The organism is Actinacidiphila oryziradicis (genome assembly GCF_005047355.1).
GTDB classification, from domain to species: domain Bacteria; phylum Actinomycetota; class Actinomycetes; order Streptomycetales; family Streptomycetaceae; genus Actinacidiphila; species Actinacidiphila oryziradicis.
In genome coordinates this window covers 300820-318084 of record NZ_SUMC01000003.1, presented here as the reverse complement: position 1 = coordinate 318084, position 17265 = coordinate 300820, and the positions used below count along the sequence as shown (strand labels likewise).

Below are 17265 nucleotides of genomic sequence, written 5' to 3'. Positions count from 1 at the left end.
GTCGGCCTTCCCTATGCCAGCGCGCCGAAGGTGGGCGAGTGCTGCTGCCGCAGGGTGCGCCCGCCGCCCAGGTACATGTGGACGCCGCAGGGCAGACAGGGGTCGAAGCTGCGCACGGTGCGCATGATGTCGATGCCCTTGAAGTTCTCCGGGGTGTTCTCCTCGAAGATCGGCATGCCCTGCACGGCGTCCTCGTACGGGCCGGGCGTGCCGTAGGAGTCGCGGGGGCTGGCGTTCCAGGGGGTGGGCGGGTAGGGCTGGTAGTTGGCGATCTTGCCGTCGCGGATCACCAGGTGGTGCGAGAGGACGCCGCGGACGGCTTCGTGGAAGCCGACGCCGATCGCCTCCTTGGGCACCTTGAAGTCCTGGAAGGTCTGGGTGCGCCCGGCCCGCACCTCCGCGAGCGCCCGCTCGACGAAGTACAGCGCCATCCCGGCCGCGTAGGCGACGAAGTACATCCGGGCGCGGTTGCGTTCGATCGTGTTGGGGAAGGGCGGGGGCTTCCATTCCAGCCGCATCTCGGGCATCGCCGGAGTCTTCGGCAGGTCGATCTCCACGCTGTGCCCGGTGGAGCGCACATACGGGGTCCGGACCTTGTTCGCGAGGGAGGTGGCCCAAAGCCGGGCCAGCGGCCCGCCGCCGGTGTCGAGCGCGAGGTGGTCGCCCGTTCGCTTGTCCAGCCAGCGGGGGCTGACGACCCAGCTGTACTTGCCGCCTTCCAGGTCGCGCTTCTGCGGAACGGGAAGGGTGGTCTGGTTCCAGGGGTGGCGCCGGTCGATCGGGTTGCCCAGCGGGTCCTTGTCTACGTACAGCTCCTCGTTCGTCCAGTCGTTGTAGTACGAGCTGCCGAGCAGGATGCGCATCTGCAGATTGATGTCGACCAGGTTGGTGGTGACCAGTTCGTTGTCGATGACGATCCCGGGGGTCACGAACATGGAGTTGCCCCACTGGTTCATGTGCCGGTAGTCGTAGTCCACGACGTCGGGGTCCTGGAAGCACCCCCAGCAGGCGAGCAGGGTCCGCCGCCGGCCGACCTCCTCGTAGCCGGGCATGGCCTCCAGGAAGAAGTCGAACACGTCGTCGTTCATCGCCACGGCCCGCTTGGCGAAGTCCACGAACCGCATGAGCCGTACGAGGTAGTCGGTGAAGACCTGCGGCGTCGCGACGGTGCCGACCCCGCCGGGGTAGAGGGTGGACGGGTGGACGTGCCGTCCTTCCATCAGGCAGCACATCTCACGGGTGAGACGGCTCATCAGCAGCGCCGTCTTGTACGTGTCGCCCTCGAAGGGGTTGTACGAGCGCATGATGTCGGCAACGGTCTTGTATCCGTGCACCTCGCCGCGTGGCGCGGCTGTCCGCTCGGCCTTGTCCAGCAGGCTGGGGTTGGTCTCCTTGACCATGCGTTCGCAGAAGTCGACGAAGACCATGTTGTCCTGGAAGATCGTGTGGTCGAACATGAACTCTGCGGCTTCGCCCAGGTTGATGATCCAGTCGGCGAGCGGCGGCGGCTTCACGCCGTAGGCCATGTTCTGTGCGTAGATCGAGCAGGTGGCGTGGTTGTCGCCGCAGATGCCGCAGATCCGGCTGGTGATGAAGTGCGAGTCCCTGGGGTCCTTGCCCTTCATGAAAACGCTGTAGCCACGGAAGATCGAAGAGGTACTCCGGCACTCCACGACCTCACGCTTGGGAAAGTCGATCTTCGTATAGATGCCGAGGTTCCCGATGATCCGGGTGATGGGGTCGAACACCACCTCGGTGAGGTCGCGTTGTCCGGGACCGGTGTCTTGACGGGTCGCCACAGTCGTTCCTCTCGCACAATTGCTTACGGCTAAGGTTCTACTTACGGCCGGACCAGCGGGGGTCGTAGCCGCTGGTCAGCTCGGCACGGTTGTGACGCCACTTGGGTTCCTTGTTGCCGGTCACATTGGTGATCGAGCGCAAAGTGCGGATGAACGGTCCGTAGACGCTCATCACGCCGGACGACAGAGTGCCGCCGGGGGGCTCGTCCATGAAGGGCATGAACTTGTCGGGGAAGCCGGGCATGGTGCACCCGATGCAGATGCCGCCGACGTTGGGGCAGCCGCCGACGCCGTCCATCCAGCCGCGCTTGGTGACGTTGCAGTTGACCACCGGCCCCCAGCAGCCGATCTTGACGATGCACTTCGGCGAGTTGTAGTCCTTGGCGAAGTCGCCCTGCTCGTAGTACGCGGCGCGGTCGCAGCCCTCGTGGACGGTCTTGCCGAACAGCCAGGTGGGCCGCAGTTGCTCGTCGAGGGGGATGGTCGGCGCGAGCCCGGCGGCCTGGTGCAGGACCCACAGCAGGGTCTCCATGAAGTTGTCGGGCTGGACCGGACAGCCCGGGACGTTCACGATCGGCAGGCCGCCGGCCGACCGGAAGTCCCAGCCGAGATAGTCGGCCAGTCCCATGCTGCCGGTCGGGTTCCCGGCCATCGCGTGGATACCGCCGTACGTGGCACAGGTGCCGATCGCCACGACCGCCCACGCCTTGTGCGCCAGGCGGTCGATCCACTCGTTGACGGTGATCGGCTCGCCGGTCGCGGGGTCGTTGCCCATGGAGGTCCAGTAGCCGTCACCGTTGATCTTCTCGTTCGGGATCGACCCTTCGACCACGAAGATGAACGGCTCCAGGTCACCGCGTGCGGCCTGGTGGAACGCCGCCATGAAGTCGTCGCCGGTCTCGTAGGCCAGTACCTTGTTGTGCAGGTGGACCTTCGGCAGACCGGGGATGGCTCCGAGGACCACGTCTTCCAGGCTCGGCAGGGACGCGGCCGTGATGGAGACCGTGTCGCCGTCACAGCTCATGCCCTCGGAGGTCCACAGGATGTGGACCTCCTCGAAGCCGGGCGTCATCGGCTCAGTACCCACGACCGCCTCCCTTCTCCGTTACTGACAGTGATAAGCAGTCCCCCCAGGTGACTTCCGAACCAACCGTGACATAGCTGAACATTTGCCACAAGCCGAGTGCATTCTAAGTGGCTACCGGCCCTGCCCGGTCTGCCCCGCCGGCCTCCTTGCGGACAAAGGCCCGTCGCAGTGCGTGGTACGGGTCGTCGGCCCGGAAGAAGGTGCGGTGCATCCGGTTCAGCTCTTCATGGCGGTAGGCCGCCAGTGGCTTGGCCGCCTCGTCCCTCACCCGGACAGCGCCCTTGTCCGCGATCCGCCGCGCGAGCGCCCGGTAACCGGCCATCTGTTCCGCCATCCTGGCGGCCTCATCCGGGAAGCCCTCCGGTGAGGCGGTCACCAGCCGGTCCGCCAGCCCCAGGGCGACGGCGGCGGCAGCGCTCACCGGGGCCGCCTCCCGCATCAGCCGCTCGGCGCGGTCGCCGCCGACGCGGCGGGGCAGCGTATAGGTCCAGTACTCGGAGCCGTAGAGACCCATCAGCCGGTAGTGCGGGTTCAGCACGGCACCGGCCCTGCACCACACCTCGTCCGCCGCGAGCGCCAGCATCACCCCGCCGGCCGCCGCGTTCCCGCCCAGCGCCGCCACCACCAGCCGGTCCGTGGTGCGCAGGACCGCCTCGACCAGGTCGTCCATGGCGTTGATATTGGCCCAGGACTCCTCGGCAGGGTCCGCGGCGGCCTCGATGACGTTCAGGTGGATGCCGTTGGAGAAGAAGTCCCGCGCGCCACCCAGCACCAGGACCGAGGTCGGGCGGGACAGGGCGAACCGGTACGCCGCGAGCAGCCGCCGGCAGTGGGCCGTGCTCATCGCCCCGCCGGGGAAAGAGAACCGCAGCCGGCCCACCTCCCCGTCCTCCCTGTAACCGATGTCCGTCCAGGTGCGCCGGTGGCCCGGCAGCTCCAGCGGCGCCGGCACCTCCGGCACCGGGGGCAGACAACCGGCGAGGGCGTCCACCGCGGGCCGCTTGAAGGTCACCGGCCCGCCCGGCGTACGCCGCCGCCTCAGTTCCGGGATCCACACGGCGCCGTCCCGGGTCGCCCGGCAGATCGCGCCGGCGCGGGTGGCCACGATCGCCCCCGGAATGCCCCGCAGCTCGTCCTCCGGGTGGCCACCGTGCAGATACCACTGCGCACCCAGCAGCTCGTCCAGCACGCCCGGCTGGGAGTCGGCGCCGCGCAGCTTGCGCAGCACGGTCTCCGACGAGTCCGCCGACCAGTCGATCCGGCGCGCCTCCTGGCGGAAGTACGGACGGCACACCGCCTCGACCTCCGGGCCGTGCTGCGGCTGCGGCTTGTGCCGGCCCGACGCGAACCGCTCCACCGCCAGCGCGACGGCGGCCACCGCCGCGTCGCCCGCCTCCCCCCGGTACAGGTCGCTCTTGCCCACCGCCGGCACCTCGAAGGGGACCGTCGCCCAGATGTCCCCCGCGTCCATCTCCGCGTCGGCCTGCAGGACGGTCACCGCCCAGCGCTCGGCGCCGGTGTGGATCGCCCAGTCCAGCGAGGACGGCCCACGGTCGCCCGGCGGCCCCGGATGGACGATCAGACAGGTGTGGGCGGACCACACGTCCTCAGGGAGTGCCGTCCTCAGCATCGGCGCGACGATCAGCTCCGGCGCGTAGCGGCGCACCGCCGCACGCACCACCTCGTCCTCCGTCGCCAGCGCCAGGGCCGGGGTATGACCCCGATCGGACAGATCGGCTTGGATGCGCTGGGTCAGACTGTTGAACGCACTGGCGACGAGCAGGATGCGCATGGCACCTCCGGTGGGGGTCCTGAGCCGTGCGGAGCGGTACCGGACGCCTGCGGCGGGCCGGGCCCTTTGCGTGCGAGGCCGGTGGCCGGGTTGTGCCCACCAGTGCCACCCTCCGGCACGCCTGCCCACAACCCGGTGACCATCCAGCCCGTCCGGCGTTTGAGGACTGGGGTCTGGGGCGGAGCCCCCCACGCGGCGCCAGCCGCATATCGGGCGGAGTCGGGAAGGGGCGGGGTGGGGAAAAGGCCCGCCGCGGGCGCCGCGGCGTCCGCCAATGGTCGCGCAGCCGCGCCCGCGCCCACGGAAGCCAGGCCGCAGCCCCCCCGGAATTGCGCCGTCCGGACGAAGCTCCGCAACCCTCTCCCGACCACCAGCTGATCGAACATCGCCTGCCGGCGGCCGGGCCACGCCGAGGAGGTGCCCGCGCACTCCGCCCAGTACCTTTCCAGCGCGCGGCAGGCCGGCCAGTACGCCGCTCAAGCCGGCGTGGATCGCCTCCTGCTCACCCACCTACGGCCCGGATCGGCCCCACAGGCCTCCCTGGATGAAGCCCGACGGTCGTACAACGGCGAAACCGCGATCGCTGACAGCGGTCTCGTCATCGACCTCGGCTGAGAATCGGCCAGAATATGTCAGGCCGCGTCCGGACGGACCCGGCACACGCACAAAGGAGCAGCGGACGCCATGGCACCCCAAACGCCCCCGGGATCGGACGAAGACAGCTCGGCGGAGGCGGCGCGAGCCCCGCCCACGTGGTCCACTCACACCCGCCGCGACCGTGAGGCGTCAGGCACCACGTTGTCTGCGGATAGCGTTTCGAGGTGGTACCTGCCCAACCGCTCTTCCAGCCGCGCCCGACAGTCCGGCCATTCCGTTGCGATAATTGAGTACATCGCAGAGTCGCGGAGGCGGCCATCTTCGCCTGGTGCCCATGACTGGGACCAATTTCTTAGAACACCTTCAAACCGCGCGCCCACCCCTCGATCGCGGCACGAGAGCGGCTGTTCCGTGCGTCCGTTTTCAGATCGACTCGGGCCGCGCCCCAGTTTTCAAACGCGTTGCGGAACAGCAGCAACTTGGACTCAGTATTCAGTCCAGTGCCTTGGGCTGACGTGGCAAGCCAAGTGAACCCGACCTCTATCGCGCACAAATGCCCTTTCACCGGCCACAACCGTGGCTCCCAGTAGGCCGTGGCCCCGACTGCCCGCCCCGATGACTTCGCCACTTGCGCATACGGAGCGAGCCTCCCCGTCGCGGCACGAGCGAGCTGCGCTTCAATGTACGGTCCGACCTCGGCTGCCGTAGGCACCCACGTGTACCCAAATGAACTCCGGTCCTCTTCCGCCGCCACAGCCAGGTCCGGCGCATGACGATGGTCCAGTGGCTCCAGGCGCACGAACTCGCCTTCAAGGACCGGCCCCGCAAGCCTGAAACTCATTAACCCTCGCTCCTGCCGCCCAGTGAGGTCGAACGAACGAACGACTGATCAAAGGAAGTGTCCGCTGGCCAGATACGGTGCCGGGGCCTTCATACCGCGGACCGCGAGATACCCCTCCTGGCCAATGTCGAGACGGGCCGCCAGACCGACGTCGACCGCCCACTCGTTGGCGGTCGTGATGGAGTTGACGGCGGTATCTCCCCGCGACGAGGCCAAGGCCTCCCACAACAAGTTCTGTGCTGTTTCCGGACGCGCGGCAGCAAGAAGTACCCCCCGCCCCTGGTCGTCGATGTACACATATCCTGGCCTGCCCTTCGCCCGGGACACGACCAGCCGCGGGGTGTCCAGCATGTAGCCGTGATCCGGTCCGTGCCCGGCCCCGCGGAGGTCCTGGTCCAGCCGGTCCATCCATTCGAGGTCACTGACCTGCCCCTCCCGGATCCCGGCGACCACCGGGAGGGTGGACCGGTCGACGGTGCCTACCATCCACATCAGCGGGTACAACGAGAAACCCGCCAACCGGTATCGGCGGGTCGCTCCGGGGTGCACGCTGGAGATGAACATGCCCTGACGGCCGGCGGAGTGCGCCAGGACGGCGTCCATCAGTCGCTTCCCGATTCCCATTCCCTGATGCCCGGGCAGCACACCGTAGGTCGCCAGGAACCAAACACGGCCACGATTCTGCGAAATCGCGAAACCAATAACGTCGTCGCCGTCCGCCGCGACCCAACAGCCTCCCGGATCCACCGCAAGGAAAAAGCGTATCCGGTCAATCCACTGTTTCGAGACAGACGCCGAGCGTGGTTCTATCTCCGGTTCGCTGACTCTTCTACTCCGCCGATTCGCCTCGAGAAACGTCACCGCTGACGCACGTTCCGCGGACTGGAGGTCATCCTCCCGCAACAGCCTCAACTGCACCGAGTCCATGCTCTTAACGTACAGGTCGCTCCAATCACGAGCATGCGGTTTTTCGAGTCTCCGCCCGGAGCGCAAATGGGGTGGTGCAAACCAGCCGTCGCCGTGCGCCACGCGGGCCCGGCGATGCTCGGCACCGCTGGGCCCGCGTGCGATCGGCGGTCACCCCCCGGGCGCGGATACCACCTGATCCGGGCACGTGGTCCACTCGCATCCGCCGCCGAGGGGGCGTAGGAACGCCAGCCGGACGGGCGGTTGGACCGCGCCCACTTGGTACGGGTCGGAGTAGTCAAGTACGTCCGCCAGCACGCCGACCCGGTCGGTGGCCAGGTCCCGTACGACCGTACCGAGCGGGATGGACTGCGCCTTCGCCATCACTTCAGCCTCCCGTCGGAGCGGCTGCGGTGGTTGATCTCCCGCAGCTTGGCGATCAGCTCCGGGTGCTCGGCAGGCTCCAACTCGGGCATCTCCGGCTCCGGCTCGCTCTCGCCGGGCTCCTTCTCCGCCCGTACGATGCCGTCCCGGCCGGCCGCCCATCGCGCGAGTTCTTCGCGGGCCTCACTCATCGCCCATTCCCCGCATCCCGGCAAGCGCCCGGCGCCCCGGCCAGACCTGCTGCCACTCATCGTGCGTCAGGACGTAGGGCCTCACGATCGCCGTGATGACGTCTGCCATGCCCTCGTGCGGCAACTCCTGCAGCTGACGCGGCGGCTGCCATGCCCTTGCGGGCTGCGTGGCCTTCATCCATGCGGCGACCAGTTGCGCGGGGGCACGCCGTCGGCGGCCGGGTGATCTGAGCGCCTTGCCCCAGGCGAGGCAGCGGCGGATAGGGTTCTGCATGCGAACGCTCCTTCGTTTGGCGTTTGCCATGCCCCGGGACCGGTTGCAGCGGTCGCCGGGGTCTGTTGCTTCCGAACGTACACAGCAGTAGCGCTCCGCATTCGAGCGGACACCGAAAGTGCACAGGTCGAGCGTGAAGCACCTGCCTGGTTAACGTCAAGTACGTTGCTTGGTAATTGCCAAACAGCTACCAAGACGGTGACGCGAGCAGCCTGCGGTAACCTCGTGGCACTTGGACACTGGGGAACATATGGGCACCAGCACACAGTTGATGGCTCGCATGAGCCTCGGAGCGGCTCTGCGGCGCCATCGGGACGAGATCAAAGGCATGACGCTGGCCAAGGTCGCGGGACACCTCGGGGTCACTGACTCTTTGCTCAGCCGGATCGAGACCGGTAAGCGCACTTGTTCACAGAAGCTCTTCGCCGAACTGATGGACCTATTCGAGGTACCCGAGGGCGAACGCGACGAGCTGAGCACGCTCCTCGCCGACTCCCGCGACCGCAGGCTGCCCTGGTGGGCCACGTACCGGGAGTTCATCAGCGCGAGCTATGAGCGGTTGATTTCGTTCGAGGACGCGGCCGAACGCGTCCTCGAATACCAGGTAGGCATCGTCCCGGGTCTGCTGCAAACTGAGGAGTATGCGCGTGCCGTCATTGGCGTCGGCTTCGCGTCCCTCGGCCCGGATCAGATCGATGGGCTTGTGGAGGTGAGGACGCTGCGGCAGCGGCACAGGCTTGATGGTTCGCGTCCGATGGTCTGCCAGTACGTCATCACGCAAGGCGTGTTGCAGTATCAGGTGGGAGGGCAACAGGCTCACCGTGACCAACTCCATCGCCTTTTGGAGCTGTCAGAGCGGGACATGATCGACCTGAGAGTAATCCCGTACGAGAAGGGAGAGGAGGGCACACAGACCGGTGCCTACAGGATCCTCCAGTTCCCAGGCGGGGACATGCCCGATGTAGCGTTCGGCGAGTCCGTAGCGGGCAGCATCGTCCTTGACGACCCGCGAGACCTCCGACGCCTGCACAGGCTCCACAAGAACCTGACGGCGGCAGCCCTCGGCCCGGACAAGACCCGTGACCTCATCGCGAAAATCATGACCGAGGGAATCTGATGCATCCCATAAAAGCTGACTTGTACGCCATCGACCCGACCACCCTGACCTGGCAGAAGTCCAGTTTCACGGGCAACAACGGCGAGTGCTTCGAACTGGCCCCCCTCCCCGGCGGGGGCGTCGCCGTCCGGGATTCGAAGAACCCAGCCGGACCGCACCTGTGCTTCACACCGGGAGAGTGGTCGGCGTTCAAGCAGGGCATGGCGGCTGGCGACTTCGACAATCTGTAGCGGTGCTTTAGCGCCCGGACGGACTGGATCTGATGCCCGGGCACTCTCCCGGGGGCCGTCGGGCCCCCGCAAACACGGGTCTTCGAAGTTGAGCGGTGCGTAGTTTCCGACCGGCTGATCAGCTGTTACGCCGCCTAAGTGGTGGACTCCGAAAGCCCTTCGGGGGTTGATCACGCTGGCCACGCTCCCGCTGTGCGAGCGGCCGAGATGCGACGCATCCAAGATTCGACGGCGCAGTGGCTACGGGCCCAAGGCCGACCCGAGGACCGGGACTGGACAGCCCTCGCTGTCGTACTCACCGGAGCCATCGCGCTCTTCTGGCTCCTGCGCGACGTATTCGGCACCCAGCCCGGTGGCATTGATGAGGACCGTTACATCGCCGCCTTCGCAAATCTCGCGGAAGGCCTCTTCAATGGGAATGGCCCGGACGCCTCCACCGACCGGCAGATCGGCAGATCGGCAGATCGGCACCGGACCCTAGTCGACCATCACACCGCAGCCCTCTCTCATCGGAGACACCACATGAACATCGCGCTTTGGATCGGGCAAGTCCTGCTGGCCGCAATCTTCCTGTCCTCCGGGACTGCGAAGTCGAGGCAGACGAAGGAACGGATGATTGACACGGGCCAGACCGGCGTCGCGCCGTTTCCGCTTCCGGTGATCCGAGTCGTCGCGGCGCTGGAAGCCCTGGCGGCGATAGGGCTCATAGTGCCGTGGCTGACCGGCATCGCACCGACCCTCACTCCGTGGGCCGCGATCGGTCTCGCAGTGGTCATGGTCGGCGCGGCAGCTTCGCACTGGACCTTGCGCGAGTACAAGCAGGTCTTCGGCGTCAACGCGGTCATTCTGCTGGCCTGCCTGTTCGTCGCCTTTGGCAGATTCGGTGCGTGGTAGCTGCCATTCTCTGGGTGATCGTTCTGCGTAGCGAACAGGCCCATGGCCACGGGCCTCCTACTCCCGGGGCATCAGCAACATCCCTGACCCTCATGCGGTGTGACAGCTGATCATCCTGTCCGAAACGACGCACCGCCCAGCTTCGAAGACCCCCTCAGTCACGTCATCGAGCCCGCCGGGGCAGGCGGACTGGGCGGCGTCTCCGTACCCTGCGCAACGCCCGCAAAGCCACCAGGAGGTACATGGAGCGGCGCGAGCCGGCACGACCCCGGGTGCAGTGGGATCAGTTCAAAGCCCTTGCCGCCTCAGCCGGAGCCTAGCCTGCGCCTGTGTCCGGATCCTGAGCGGAAAAACGAAATTACCTTCTGTGCTGGGACGGCCTCCACGTCGCGCTTGGAGAAGACCGGGTGAGCGCCAAGCACTCAGTCCTTCAGGGCGGCAGCGGTGATCGCGCGGTTCTTGAGCGTACTGGAGTAGACCACGGTGGTAGTCACGGAGCCGAGCCCGGCGATGCGGCCGGTGGTCTGCTCCAAGTGACGCATCGAGCGGGCGACGACCTTCAGGACGAAGCAGTCTTCGCCGGTCACATGGTGAGCCTCGATGATCTCCGGGGTCGTGGCGACCAGGTCATGGAAGGGCTTGTAGTTGCTGGTCGGATAGCGGAGCCGTACGAAGGCCAGGATGTCGAGTCCGAGGCGTTCGGGGTCGACGACAGCTGAGTAGCCGGCGATCACCCCGCTCTCCTCCAGTCGTCGGACGCGTTCGGTGACTGCGCTGGCGGACATGGAGACGGTGCGTGCCAGCTCGGCGTAGGTGGCACGTCCCTCGCGTTGTAGGGCTTCCAGGATGCGCATGTCGATGTCATCCGTGGAATAAGGGGTCATGGCAGATAAATACCGGGGAATCACCGGTAGATCAAGCCGATCGTCGGCGATCGTCGGTTCCGCCGTGGGACTTCGCGTCATAGCGTTGCGGGCATGACGATCACTGACACCAGCGCGGCGCTGCGTGTGCCGCCCGCAGCCCCGGCCGATGCCGTTGCCTTCTTCACCGGACGACTGACCTTCCAGGCGGACGTCTCCGATGTGCGTGCGTCCCTCGACCGTGGTAACCCGGGCTTCGTCCTGGTCGACTCGCGCGGGGTCGCGGGCTGGCAACAAGGGCATGTGCCGGGGGCGCTGCACCTGCCTACCGCCGATATCCCTGCCCGCGCGGCGGACCTGCTGGACCCGGCGGTCCCGGTCATCACCTACTGCTGGGGGCCGGGCTGCGACGGAGCGACCCGCGCGGCGCTCGCCCTTGCCCGGCTGGGCTACCGCGTCAAGGAGATGATCGGCGGCTTCGAGTACTGGATCCGGGAGGGCTTCGCGATCGAGACGGTGGACGGCATCGAGCAGCACCGGGCGGACCCGCTGACCTCGCCGGTCGGCTCTATTACCTGCGCATGCTGAGGGACGCCGCCTACGGGGCATCCCCGCCCCGGTTGTCCTCGAACAGTTCCCGGGTGCGGCGGAGCAGCGCCTCCCGTACGTCGTCCGGGGACAGCACCCGGAGCGGGGTGCCCAGGCCGAGCAGGTACTTGGCGAGCCCGTCCGCGTCGGGGCCGCCGATGTCGACGACGGTGGCGTCGGGGCCGTCCGGGCGGTGGGTGCCGACCGTCGGTGGGACCAGCCGCAGCGCCTGGGCCAAGGGCAGCGGGAGGCGGACCGTCACGTGGAGCGGGTACGTGCCGCTCGCGATGGAGCGGGAGACGAGCAGCGCCGGGTCGGGCGGGTCCAGGAGCTTCACCCTGCGCCCGGTCGACCGTATCTGCGCGACCCGGTCCGCCCGGAACGTCCGCCACTCGCCCCGCGCCACATCCCGGGCGACGAAGTACCAGCGGCGCCCCGTGTGCACGAGGCGGTACGGGTCGACGTCCCGGAGGGTGGCCTTCCCTTCCCGGTCGCGGTACGACAGGTGGATGCGCTCGCCCCGGCGGCAGGCGGTGGCGAGTGCCAGCAGCATGCCGGGGGCGATCTGCTGCTCGTCCGGCCTGGGCGTCTGCACGAACGCGGCGTCCATCTCCCTGAGCCGCGCCGCGACTGGCGTCGGCAGGACCTGCCGCAGTTTCAGCAGCGCCGACAGCGCGGCCTGATCGCTGCCGAGGACGCCGCTGAGTGCGGCCTCGCGCAGTGCGACGGCCACGGCGAGAGCCTCCTCGTCGTCAAGGATCAGCGGCGGCACCCGGGTCCCGCCGCCGAGTCGGTAGCCTCCCCACGGACCTGGGTCGGACTCGACGCCGTAGCCGAGCTCGCGCAGCCTGGCGACGTCCCGCCGGACGGTGCGCTCGGTGACCGACATCCGCTCGGCCAGCTCGCCGCAGGTCCACGACGGCCGTGCGGACAGCAGTGAGACCAGTCGGAGCAGGCGGGCGGATGTGCTGATCACATCCCGAAGTGTCCCGCATGACCAGGACCGAAACTGTCCTGGTCCCGTCATAACGTCATCCCATGAGCACGCACACCGGAACCACATCGACACCCGCGATCCGCTTCTCGGCCGTCACGTTCGACTGCCCGGACCCCGCCGAGCTGGCCCGCTTCTACAGCGACGCCCTCGGCCTGCCCGTCACCTACTCCAGCGACGACTTCATCCTCCTCGGCCAGGAGGGCTCGCCCGGAATGGGCTTCAACCGGCTGGCCGGCTACCAGCGGCCCACCTGGCCGGACCCTTCCTACGAGAAGCAGGCCCACCTCGAACTCGGCGTCGACGACCTGGACGCCGCCCAGACCCGGCTGATGGCCCTGGGCGCCGTCGAACCCCCGGCCCAGCCGCAGCCCGACCGTTGGCGGGTCCTGCTGGACCCCGCAGGCCACCCCTTCTGCATCACCACCCTGGCCTGAGCGTGATCGGCCGACTGATGACCATGAGCGCGCGCCCAGGCAGGGGCGGCGAACTCGCCGCCGTCCTGCTGAGCGTCGCGGAGCGGCTGCGCGGCTTCCCGGGCTGCGAGATCTATCTGATCAGCCAGGACAGAGCCGACCCGGACACGGTGCACGTCACCGAGGTCTGGCAGGACGACGCCAGCGCACAAGCCGCCCTCGCCTCTCCGCCGCCCGCCGACGGCCCCACCCCCGCCGACGTCCTCGCCCTCCTGTCGGGCCCACCGCACCGCACGGACCTCACCGTCCTGGGCGGTGTGGGCCTGCCGCCCGACGGCCGATCCTGACGAACGAGCCACCAGCCATGGGATGGCCCCCGCCCGGGGGTCACGCCCGTGCACGCGGCCTCGCCGCAAATCCAGTCGGGAAGACCGCGCTGCTGGAACGCACCCTGGCCGAGGCCATGTCACGCGGCCTCCCCGTGGCGGCCCTCACCGCCGACCTCGCCACCGAGAACGACGCCCTGCGGCTGGCCCGCTCCGGGGCGCCGGTCAAGCAGGTGCTGACCGGCGGGCTGTGCCATCTGGAGGCCGATCAGATGCGGGTCCACCTGGAGGATTGGCTGCCCAGCGGCACCCGGGCGCTGTTCGTCGAGAACGTCGGGAACCTCGTCTGCCCGGCCTCGTACGATCTGGGCGAGACCCTGCGGGTGACGCTCATGTCGGTGACGGAGGGCGAGGACAAGCCGCTGAAGTACCCGACGGCGTTCGGCCTGGCGAATCTGGTGGTCCTCACCAAGATGGATCTCACCGAAGCGGCCGGTTTCGACGAGGACGAGTTCACCGCGAACGTCGAACGCGTCAACCCGGGTGTCCCCGTCCTGCGCACCTGCGCGCCCACCGGGCGCGGCGTCGCGGCGGTCGTGGACCACGTCCTGGCCATGTGCGACGGAGCGCCGCCGCATCAGCCGCTGCTCGCCGGACAGCATCTGCGCGATCACGCGCATGAGCACGGACCGGCGCACACGCACGTGCATCAGCAGGACCACCTCACGGTCCGGTAGGCGTGCCAACCACAGCAAACCCCGCAGCTGGGGCGGCGGCACCCTGTCCCCCCCCCGGAGGGGGACGTTGCGCGGCGCCGGATCACGGTCGCCGGAGTGGTCCAGGGCGTGGGCTTCCGGCCATTTGTGCATGCCCTGGCCGGCGAGCTGTGTCTGTCGGGGCATGTGACCAACTGCGCCGGAGGCGTCGTCGCGGAGATCGAGGGCGCCCGGGACAGTGTGGAGGCCTTCTGCGCCCGCGTGGCCACGCACGCTCCTCCGCCGGCGGCGGTCGCCTCGGTGACGTACGAGGAGGTGCCCGCCCTCGGTACGGCCGGCTTCGCGATCCGGCCCTCCGAGAACGGCGGCGGACCCGGCGGACGCACCCTGCTGCCCCCGGACACCGCCATGTGCGCCGCGTGTTCGGCCGAACTGGCCGATCCGGCGGACCGCCGCTACCGGCACCCGTTCATCACCTGCTCGCACTGCGGGCCCCGCTTCACCATCGTCACGGCTCTGCCGTACGACCGGGCGACCACCACCATGGCGGGCTTTCCGCTGTGCGCCGCCTGCGCCCGGGAGTACGCCGACCCAGCCGACCGGCGCTTCCACGCGCAGCCCCTGGCCTGCCACGACTGCGGCCCCACCCTGTACCTGTCCGGCCCCCCGAAACCAACCGGCACGGCAGACGCGACCGACACGGCAGCCACGGCAGGCACGGCAGGCACAACCGGCACGACCAGCACGGCAGACGCGACCGCCACGTCCGACGCGACCGACGCGACCGACGCGACCGACGCGACCAGCACGACCAGCACAACCGCCACGATCGGCGCAACCGGCACGATCGGCGCGACCGGCACGACCGGCGCCGCAGCGATCGCCGAAGCGCGCCGCCTGCTGACAGCGGGCGCGATCCTGGCGGTCAAGGGCATCGGCGGCTACCACCTGGCGTGCGACGCGGCCAATGCCCGAGCCGTCGCCGCCCTCCGGGAACGCAAGCAGCGCGGCCGCAGGCCCTTCGCGGTGATGGCGGCCGACCTCGGCACGGCGGAACAGCTGGCCCCCGTGAGCCCGGCGGAGGCGGAGCTGCTCACCGGCCCGGGCCGCCCCATCGTGCTCCTGCGCCGCGCGGCACAGCCGAAAACAGCACAGCCGAAGACGCGGTTCTGACGATCGTGTTCGTCGCCTGGGAGCTGCGGGCACCTGAGCCGGTGCTGCCGATGCGCTTCTTTCGGTCCGGCGCCTTCTCGGCCGGAAACACCGCCGGCTTCCTGCTGTACGCGGCCACGTTCGGCGCCGCGTTCTTCTTTGCCCAGTTTCTGCAGACCACGCTCCACTGCGGCCCCTTGGGCGCAGGTATTCGCCTGGCCCCATGGACGGCGGCCGTGTTCGTCGTCTCGTGGTTCGCGGGCGCCGTGGTCAACCGGATCGGGGAACGCCCTCTCATCGTCGGTGGAACGGTCCTGCAGGCGGTCGGATACGGGTGGATCGCGTTGATCGCCAGTCCCGACCTCGACTATCCCGCGATGATCGCGCCACTGCTCGTGGCTGGCTGCGGCGTCTCACTCGCGATGCCCGCCGCCCAGAACTCCGTCATCGGCGCCGTTCCCCGGTCGGCTGTCGGCGCGGCCGCCGGTGTCTTCAACACGTTTCGTCGACTCGGCGGCGCCTTCGGGATCGCGATCCTTGCGGCCGTGTTCGCAGGTTCCGGGAGCTACGCATCCCCGCAGGCCTTCAACGACGGCTTCGCTCCCGCAGTCTGGGTCGCTGTCAGCCTGTCACTCGCTGCGGCAATCGCCGGATTGTGGACTCCGGGCCGCCGTTCCCCCGAGGCACCGATGCCTTCCCCCCTGCAGCAACCGGCACTCCGCGCAGAAGGCCAGAAGGCGAATCCATAATCACGCAGCCCTCCACGTCGATCACCCATCCTCCCGGCCTGACTCAACGAGCCGGCCCCTGGGGCGGGGCTTCGGCGTAGTCGCATGACGTCCGGTTCGTGATCATCCGAGGCCGAGGAGTGCGAGGGGGCGGCGAGGGTCGCGGGCGTTGCGGCGGAGGCCGGCCGCGATGTTCTTCACTCCGGCCGTGCGGAGGGCTCCGATGGCGAGGTTGCGCCAGGTGGCCATCGCGCGGGGCGCGTTGCCGGTCCGCAGCTGGGAGGCGTCCTCGGCGAAGGTAATGTCGCGGACATGGTGCAGGGCCTCGATCTTCCAGTGGTCGCGGACGAGTTCGGCGCGACTGACCAGCCGTCGCAGATCCGCTCTGCTCACCGGGGCAACTGATCAAGCATTGGCTCGGCAGATCATCGCCAGCCAGACCGGCGAGATCACCCAGATGACCGGCTGGCTGCACACCTGGTACGGAGTGACACCCGCCCAGGCCCAGCACCGCGCCCCCGCCGGTGTGAGGCGGCTGAGCGCCACCATGGGCACCGAGATGAACACCATGACCAAGCAGCTGGCCACCGTGCCGCGCGGCTCCCGCTTCGACCAGGCGTTCCTGACCGGGATGATCGCGCACCACAAGATGGCCGTCATCGAGGCACGTACCGTGGCCGGCCGTGCCGACCACCCGCAGCTGACCGCTCTGGCTCGGCAGATCGTCGCCAGCCAGACCGGCGAGATCACCCAGATGACCGGCTGGCTGCACACCTGGTACGGAGGCAGCTGACCGCCGTGCCGCGCGGCTCGCGCCTCGACCAGGCCCTCCTGACCGGGACGGCCGTTCGGGAGGTGAGGTTCCCCCGTTGTGCGGGAGGTGCTGAACAGCTGGTCAGAAGGGGTTGACGGTGGTTGAAGTTCGCTTGTTCGGCCATCGCCTGGTCAGCGTAGTACTTCTCCTCGAACTCGATGGGGCTTAAGGAAGCCGAGCTGCTTCTGGATGCGCCGGCTGTTGTAGAAGCCGTCGAAGTACTCGAACAGCGCCAGGTTCGCTTCGCCCTGGGTGGCGAAGGTGCGGCCCCGGACGCACTCGGTCTTGATCAGCATCCACAGGTTCCCGGCAAGGGCGTTGTCATACGAGTCGCCCACCGGCCCCATGGAAGCTTCAATTTCCGCCCGGAGCAGCCGGGTTGTGAGCTTGATCGACGTGTATGACAACCATGATCCGCGTGATGAAAATCACGGAGGAAGCACCTGATATCGGCGGCTCGGTCGCCTGATCTCCCTGACCACTGGCGGGCTGCTGGCGGATGCCGCGGGCATCGCCGCCGTCTACGCCTTGATCCACCGGCGTGATGCCTGTGGCT

General features: G+C 68.4%; 21 protein-coding genes and 2 pseudogenes. 11 read left to right on the top strand and 12 right to left on the bottom strand.

Annotated elements, in window-relative coordinates; all coding sequences use genetic code 11:
- Positions 1–11: 11 nt before the first annotated feature.
- The 3 genes from FCI23_RS05495 to FCI23_RS05485 all read right to left on the bottom strand — a co-directional run bounded on the left by FCI23_RS05495 (position 12) and on the right by FCI23_RS05485 (position 4678).
- The gene (locus tag FCI23_RS05495) at positions 12–1799 is read right to left on the bottom strand and encodes a nickel-dependent hydrogenase large subunit (protein ID WP_136722272.1); all 1788 of its coding nucleotides are present in this window, start codon (positions 1797–1799) and stop codon (positions 12–14) included.
- Between the two features lie 37 nt (positions 1800–1836).
- The gene (locus FCI23_RS05490) at positions 1837–2871 is read right to left on the bottom strand and encodes an NADH-quinone oxidoreductase subunit B family protein (RefSeq protein ID WP_136722325.1); all 1035 of its coding nucleotides are present in this window, start codon (positions 2869–2871) and stop codon (positions 1837–1839) included.
- A 118-nt stretch (positions 2872–2989) separates the two neighbouring features.
- The gene (locus FCI23_RS05485; RefSeq protein ID WP_136722271.1) at positions 2990–4678 is read right to left on the bottom strand and encodes a hydrogenase maturation protein; all 1689 of its coding nucleotides are present in this window, start codon (positions 4676–4678) and stop codon (positions 2990–2992) included.
- 417 nt (positions 4679–5095) lie between these two features.
- On the opposite strand from FCI23_RS05485, the gene FCI23_RS05480 reads away from it, so the two are divergent.
- Positions 5096–5293 carry an MBL fold metallo-hydrolase gene (locus FCI23_RS05480; protein ID WP_136722270.1) on the top strand — a complete coding sequence of 66 codons (198 nt, stop codon included), beginning with the start codon at positions 5096–5098 and terminating at the stop codon, positions 5291–5293.
- A gap of 146 nt (positions 5294–5439) precedes the next feature.
- Here FCI23_RS05480 and FCI23_RS05475 read toward each other — a convergent pair.
- The 5 genes and pseudogenes from FCI23_RS05475 to FCI23_RS05455 all read right to left on the bottom strand — a co-directional run bounded on the left by FCI23_RS05475 (position 5440) and on the right by FCI23_RS05455 (position 7871).
- A pseudogene (locus FCI23_RS05475) lies at positions 5440–6116 on the bottom strand (GNAT family N-acetyltransferase).
- Positions 6117–6164: 48 nt separating this feature from the next.
- Positions 6165–7043 (bottom strand): GNAT family N-acetyltransferase, encoded by an 879-nt coding sequence (locus FCI23_RS05470; RefSeq protein WP_136722269.1) that lies wholly within the window; start codon positions 7041–7043, stop codon positions 6165–6167.
- Between the two features lie 150 nt (positions 7044–7193).
- Positions 7194–7406, bottom strand: a complete 213-nt coding sequence (locus FCI23_RS05465) for a hypothetical protein (RefSeq protein WP_136722268.1) — start codon at positions 7404–7406, stop codon at positions 7194–7196.
- Positions 7406–7597 (bottom strand): hypothetical protein, encoded by a 192-nt coding sequence (locus FCI23_RS05460; protein ID WP_136722267.1) that lies wholly within the window; start codon positions 7595–7597, stop codon positions 7406–7408. Before FCI23_RS05460 ends, FCI23_RS05465 begins: the two co-directional genes overlap by 1 nt.
- Positions 7590–7871 carry a hypothetical protein gene (locus FCI23_RS05455; RefSeq protein ID WP_136722266.1) on the bottom strand — a complete coding sequence of 94 codons (282 nt, stop codon included), beginning with the start codon at positions 7869–7871 and terminating at the stop codon, positions 7590–7592. The genes FCI23_RS05460 and FCI23_RS05455 overlap by 8 nt, the downstream gene beginning before the upstream one ends.
- Positions 7872–8121: 250 nt before the next feature.
- On the opposite strand from FCI23_RS05455, the gene FCI23_RS05450 reads away from it, so the two are divergent.
- The 3 genes from FCI23_RS05450 to FCI23_RS59280 all read left to right on the top strand — a co-directional run bounded on the left by FCI23_RS05450 (position 8122) and on the right by FCI23_RS59280 (position 10112).
- Positions 8122–8988: a helix-turn-helix domain-containing protein gene (locus FCI23_RS05450; protein WP_136722265.1), complete on the top strand. Its 867-nt coding sequence runs from the start codon at positions 8122–8124 to the stop codon at positions 8986–8988.
- Positions 8988–9218, top strand: a complete 231-nt coding sequence (locus FCI23_RS05445; protein WP_136722264.1) for a DUF397 domain-containing protein — start codon at positions 8988–8990, stop codon at positions 9216–9218. Before FCI23_RS05450 ends, FCI23_RS05445 begins: the two co-directional genes overlap by 1 nt.
- 192 nt (positions 9219–9410) lie before the next feature.
- A complete protein-coding gene (locus FCI23_RS59280) occupies positions 9411–10112 on the top strand; it encodes a DoxX family protein (RefSeq protein WP_246143374.1) in 702 nt (233 codons plus the stop codon).
- Positions 10113–10534: 422 nt separating this feature from the next.
- On the opposite strand, the gene FCI23_RS05435 is transcribed toward FCI23_RS59280, so the two are convergent.
- On the bottom strand, positions 10535–10996 hold the full coding sequence (locus tag FCI23_RS05435) for an Lrp/AsnC family transcriptional regulator (protein WP_136722263.1): 462 nt from the start codon (positions 10994–10996) through the stop codon (positions 10535–10537).
- Between the two features lie 93 nt (positions 10997–11089).
- Here FCI23_RS05435 and FCI23_RS05430 point away from each other — a divergent pair, with 93 nt between their 5' ends.
- Positions 11090–11563 (top strand): rhodanese-like domain-containing protein, encoded by a 474-nt coding sequence (locus FCI23_RS05430; protein ID WP_136722262.1) that lies wholly within the window; start codon positions 11090–11092, stop codon positions 11561–11563.
- 10 nt (positions 11564–11573) lie between these two features.
- Here the strand turns inward: FCI23_RS05430 and FCI23_RS05425 are convergent, their stop codons facing one another.
- Positions 11574–12539, bottom strand: a complete 966-nt coding sequence (locus tag FCI23_RS05425) for a helix-turn-helix transcriptional regulator (protein WP_169316687.1) — start codon at positions 12537–12539, stop codon at positions 11574–11576.
- A gap of 62 nt (positions 12540–12601) precedes the next feature.
- On the opposite strand from FCI23_RS05425, the gene FCI23_RS05420 reads away from it, so the two are divergent.
- The 5 genes and pseudogenes from FCI23_RS05420 to FCI23_RS05400 all read left to right on the top strand — a co-directional run bounded on the left by FCI23_RS05420 (position 12602) and on the right by FCI23_RS05400 (position 15916).
- Positions 12602–12994, top strand: a complete 393-nt coding sequence (locus FCI23_RS05420) for a VOC family protein (RefSeq protein ID WP_136722260.1) — start codon at positions 12602–12604, stop codon at positions 12992–12994.
- A 23-nt stretch (positions 12995–13017) separates the two neighbouring features.
- Entirely contained in the window at positions 13018–13320 is a 303-nt protein-coding gene (locus FCI23_RS05415) for a putative quinol monooxygenase (protein WP_246143373.1), read from the top strand.
- Positions 13321–13337: 17 nt separating this feature from the next.
- Complete coding sequence (hypB, locus tag FCI23_RS05410; protein WP_136722258.1) at positions 13338–14036, top strand: hydrogenase nickel incorporation protein HypB; 699 nt, start codon at positions 13338–13340, stop codon at positions 14034–14036.
- 27 nt (positions 14037–14063) lie between these two features.
- Positions 14064–15143: pseudogene (locus FCI23_RS05405) on the top strand (acylphosphatase); the annotation flags it as partial.
- 41 nt (positions 15144–15184) lie between these two features.
- The gene (locus tag FCI23_RS05400; RefSeq protein ID WP_322973804.1) at positions 15185–15916 is read left to right on the top strand and encodes an MFS transporter; all 732 of its coding nucleotides are present in this window, start codon (positions 15185–15187) and stop codon (positions 15914–15916) included.
- A 102-nt stretch (positions 15917–16018) separates the two neighbouring features.
- On the opposite strand, the gene FCI23_RS05395 is transcribed toward FCI23_RS05400, so the two are convergent.
- The gene (locus tag FCI23_RS05395; protein WP_407645932.1) at positions 16019–16288 is read right to left on the bottom strand and encodes a hypothetical protein; all 270 of its coding nucleotides are present in this window, start codon (positions 16286–16288) and stop codon (positions 16019–16021) included.
- 19 nt (positions 16289–16307) lie between these two features.
- On the opposite strand from FCI23_RS05395, the gene FCI23_RS05390 reads away from it, so the two are divergent.
- Positions 16308–16688 (top strand): DUF305 domain-containing protein, encoded by a 381-nt coding sequence (locus tag FCI23_RS05390; RefSeq protein WP_169316686.1) that lies wholly within the window; start codon positions 16308–16310, stop codon positions 16686–16688.
- A 152-nt stretch (positions 16689–16840) separates the two neighbouring features.
- Here the strand turns inward: FCI23_RS05390 and FCI23_RS05385 are convergent, their stop codons facing one another.
- A complete protein-coding gene (locus FCI23_RS05385; RefSeq protein WP_169316685.1) occupies positions 16841–17047 on the bottom strand; it encodes an IS3 family transposase in 207 nt (68 codons plus the stop codon).
- Positions 17048–17265 lie beyond the last annotated feature (218 nt).

Bases quoted from the DNA above. Each gene is read 5' to 3' on its own strand.
- FCI23_RS05490 (WP_136722325.1), bottom strand. From the start codon at position 2,871: ATGACGCCCGGCTTCGAGGAGGTCCACATCCTGTGGACCTCCGAGGGC.
- FCI23_RS05485 (WP_136722271.1), bottom strand. From the start codon at position 4,678: ATGCGCATCCTGCTCGTCGCCAGTGCGTTCAACAGTCTGACCCAGCGC.
- FCI23_RS05470 (WP_136722269.1), bottom strand. From the start codon at position 7,043: ATGGACTCGGTGCAGTTGAGGCTGTTGCGGGAGGATGACCTCCAGTCC.
- FCI23_RS05465 (WP_136722268.1), bottom strand. From the start codon at position 7,406: ATGGCGAAGGCGCAGTCCATCCCGCTCGGTACGGTCGTACGGGACCTG.
- FCI23_RS05460 (WP_136722267.1), bottom strand. From the start codon at position 7,597: ATGAGTGAGGCCCGCGAAGAACTCGCGCGATGGGCGGCCGGCCGGGAC.
- FCI23_RS05455 (WP_136722266.1), bottom strand. From the start codon at position 7,871: ATGCAGAACCCTATCCGCCGCTGCCTCGCCTGGGGCAAGGCGCTCAGA.
- FCI23_RS05450 (WP_136722265.1), top strand. From the start codon at position 8,122: ATGGGCACCAGCACACAGTTGATGGCTCGCATGAGCCTCGGAGCGGCT.
- FCI23_RS05445 (WP_136722264.1), top strand. From the start codon at position 8,988: ATGCATCCCATAAAAGCTGACTTGTACGCCATCGACCCGACCACCCTG.
- FCI23_RS05435 (WP_136722263.1), bottom strand. From the start codon at position 10,996: ATGACCCCTTATTCCACGGATGACATCGACATGCGCATCCTGGAAGCC.
- FCI23_RS05430 (WP_136722262.1), top strand. From the start codon at position 11,090: ATGACGATCACTGACACCAGCGCGGCGCTGCGTGTGCCGCCCGCAGCC.
- FCI23_RS05420 (WP_136722260.1), top strand. From the start codon at position 12,602: ATGAGCACGCACACCGGAACCACATCGACACCCGCGATCCGCTTCTCG.
- FCI23_RS05415 (WP_246143373.1), top strand. From the start codon at position 13,018: ATGAGCGCGCGCCCAGGCAGGGGCGGCGAACTCGCCGCCGTCCTGCTG.
- hypB (WP_136722258.1), top strand. From the start codon at position 13,338: ATGGGATGGCCCCCGCCCGGGGGTCACGCCCGTGCACGCGGCCTCGCC.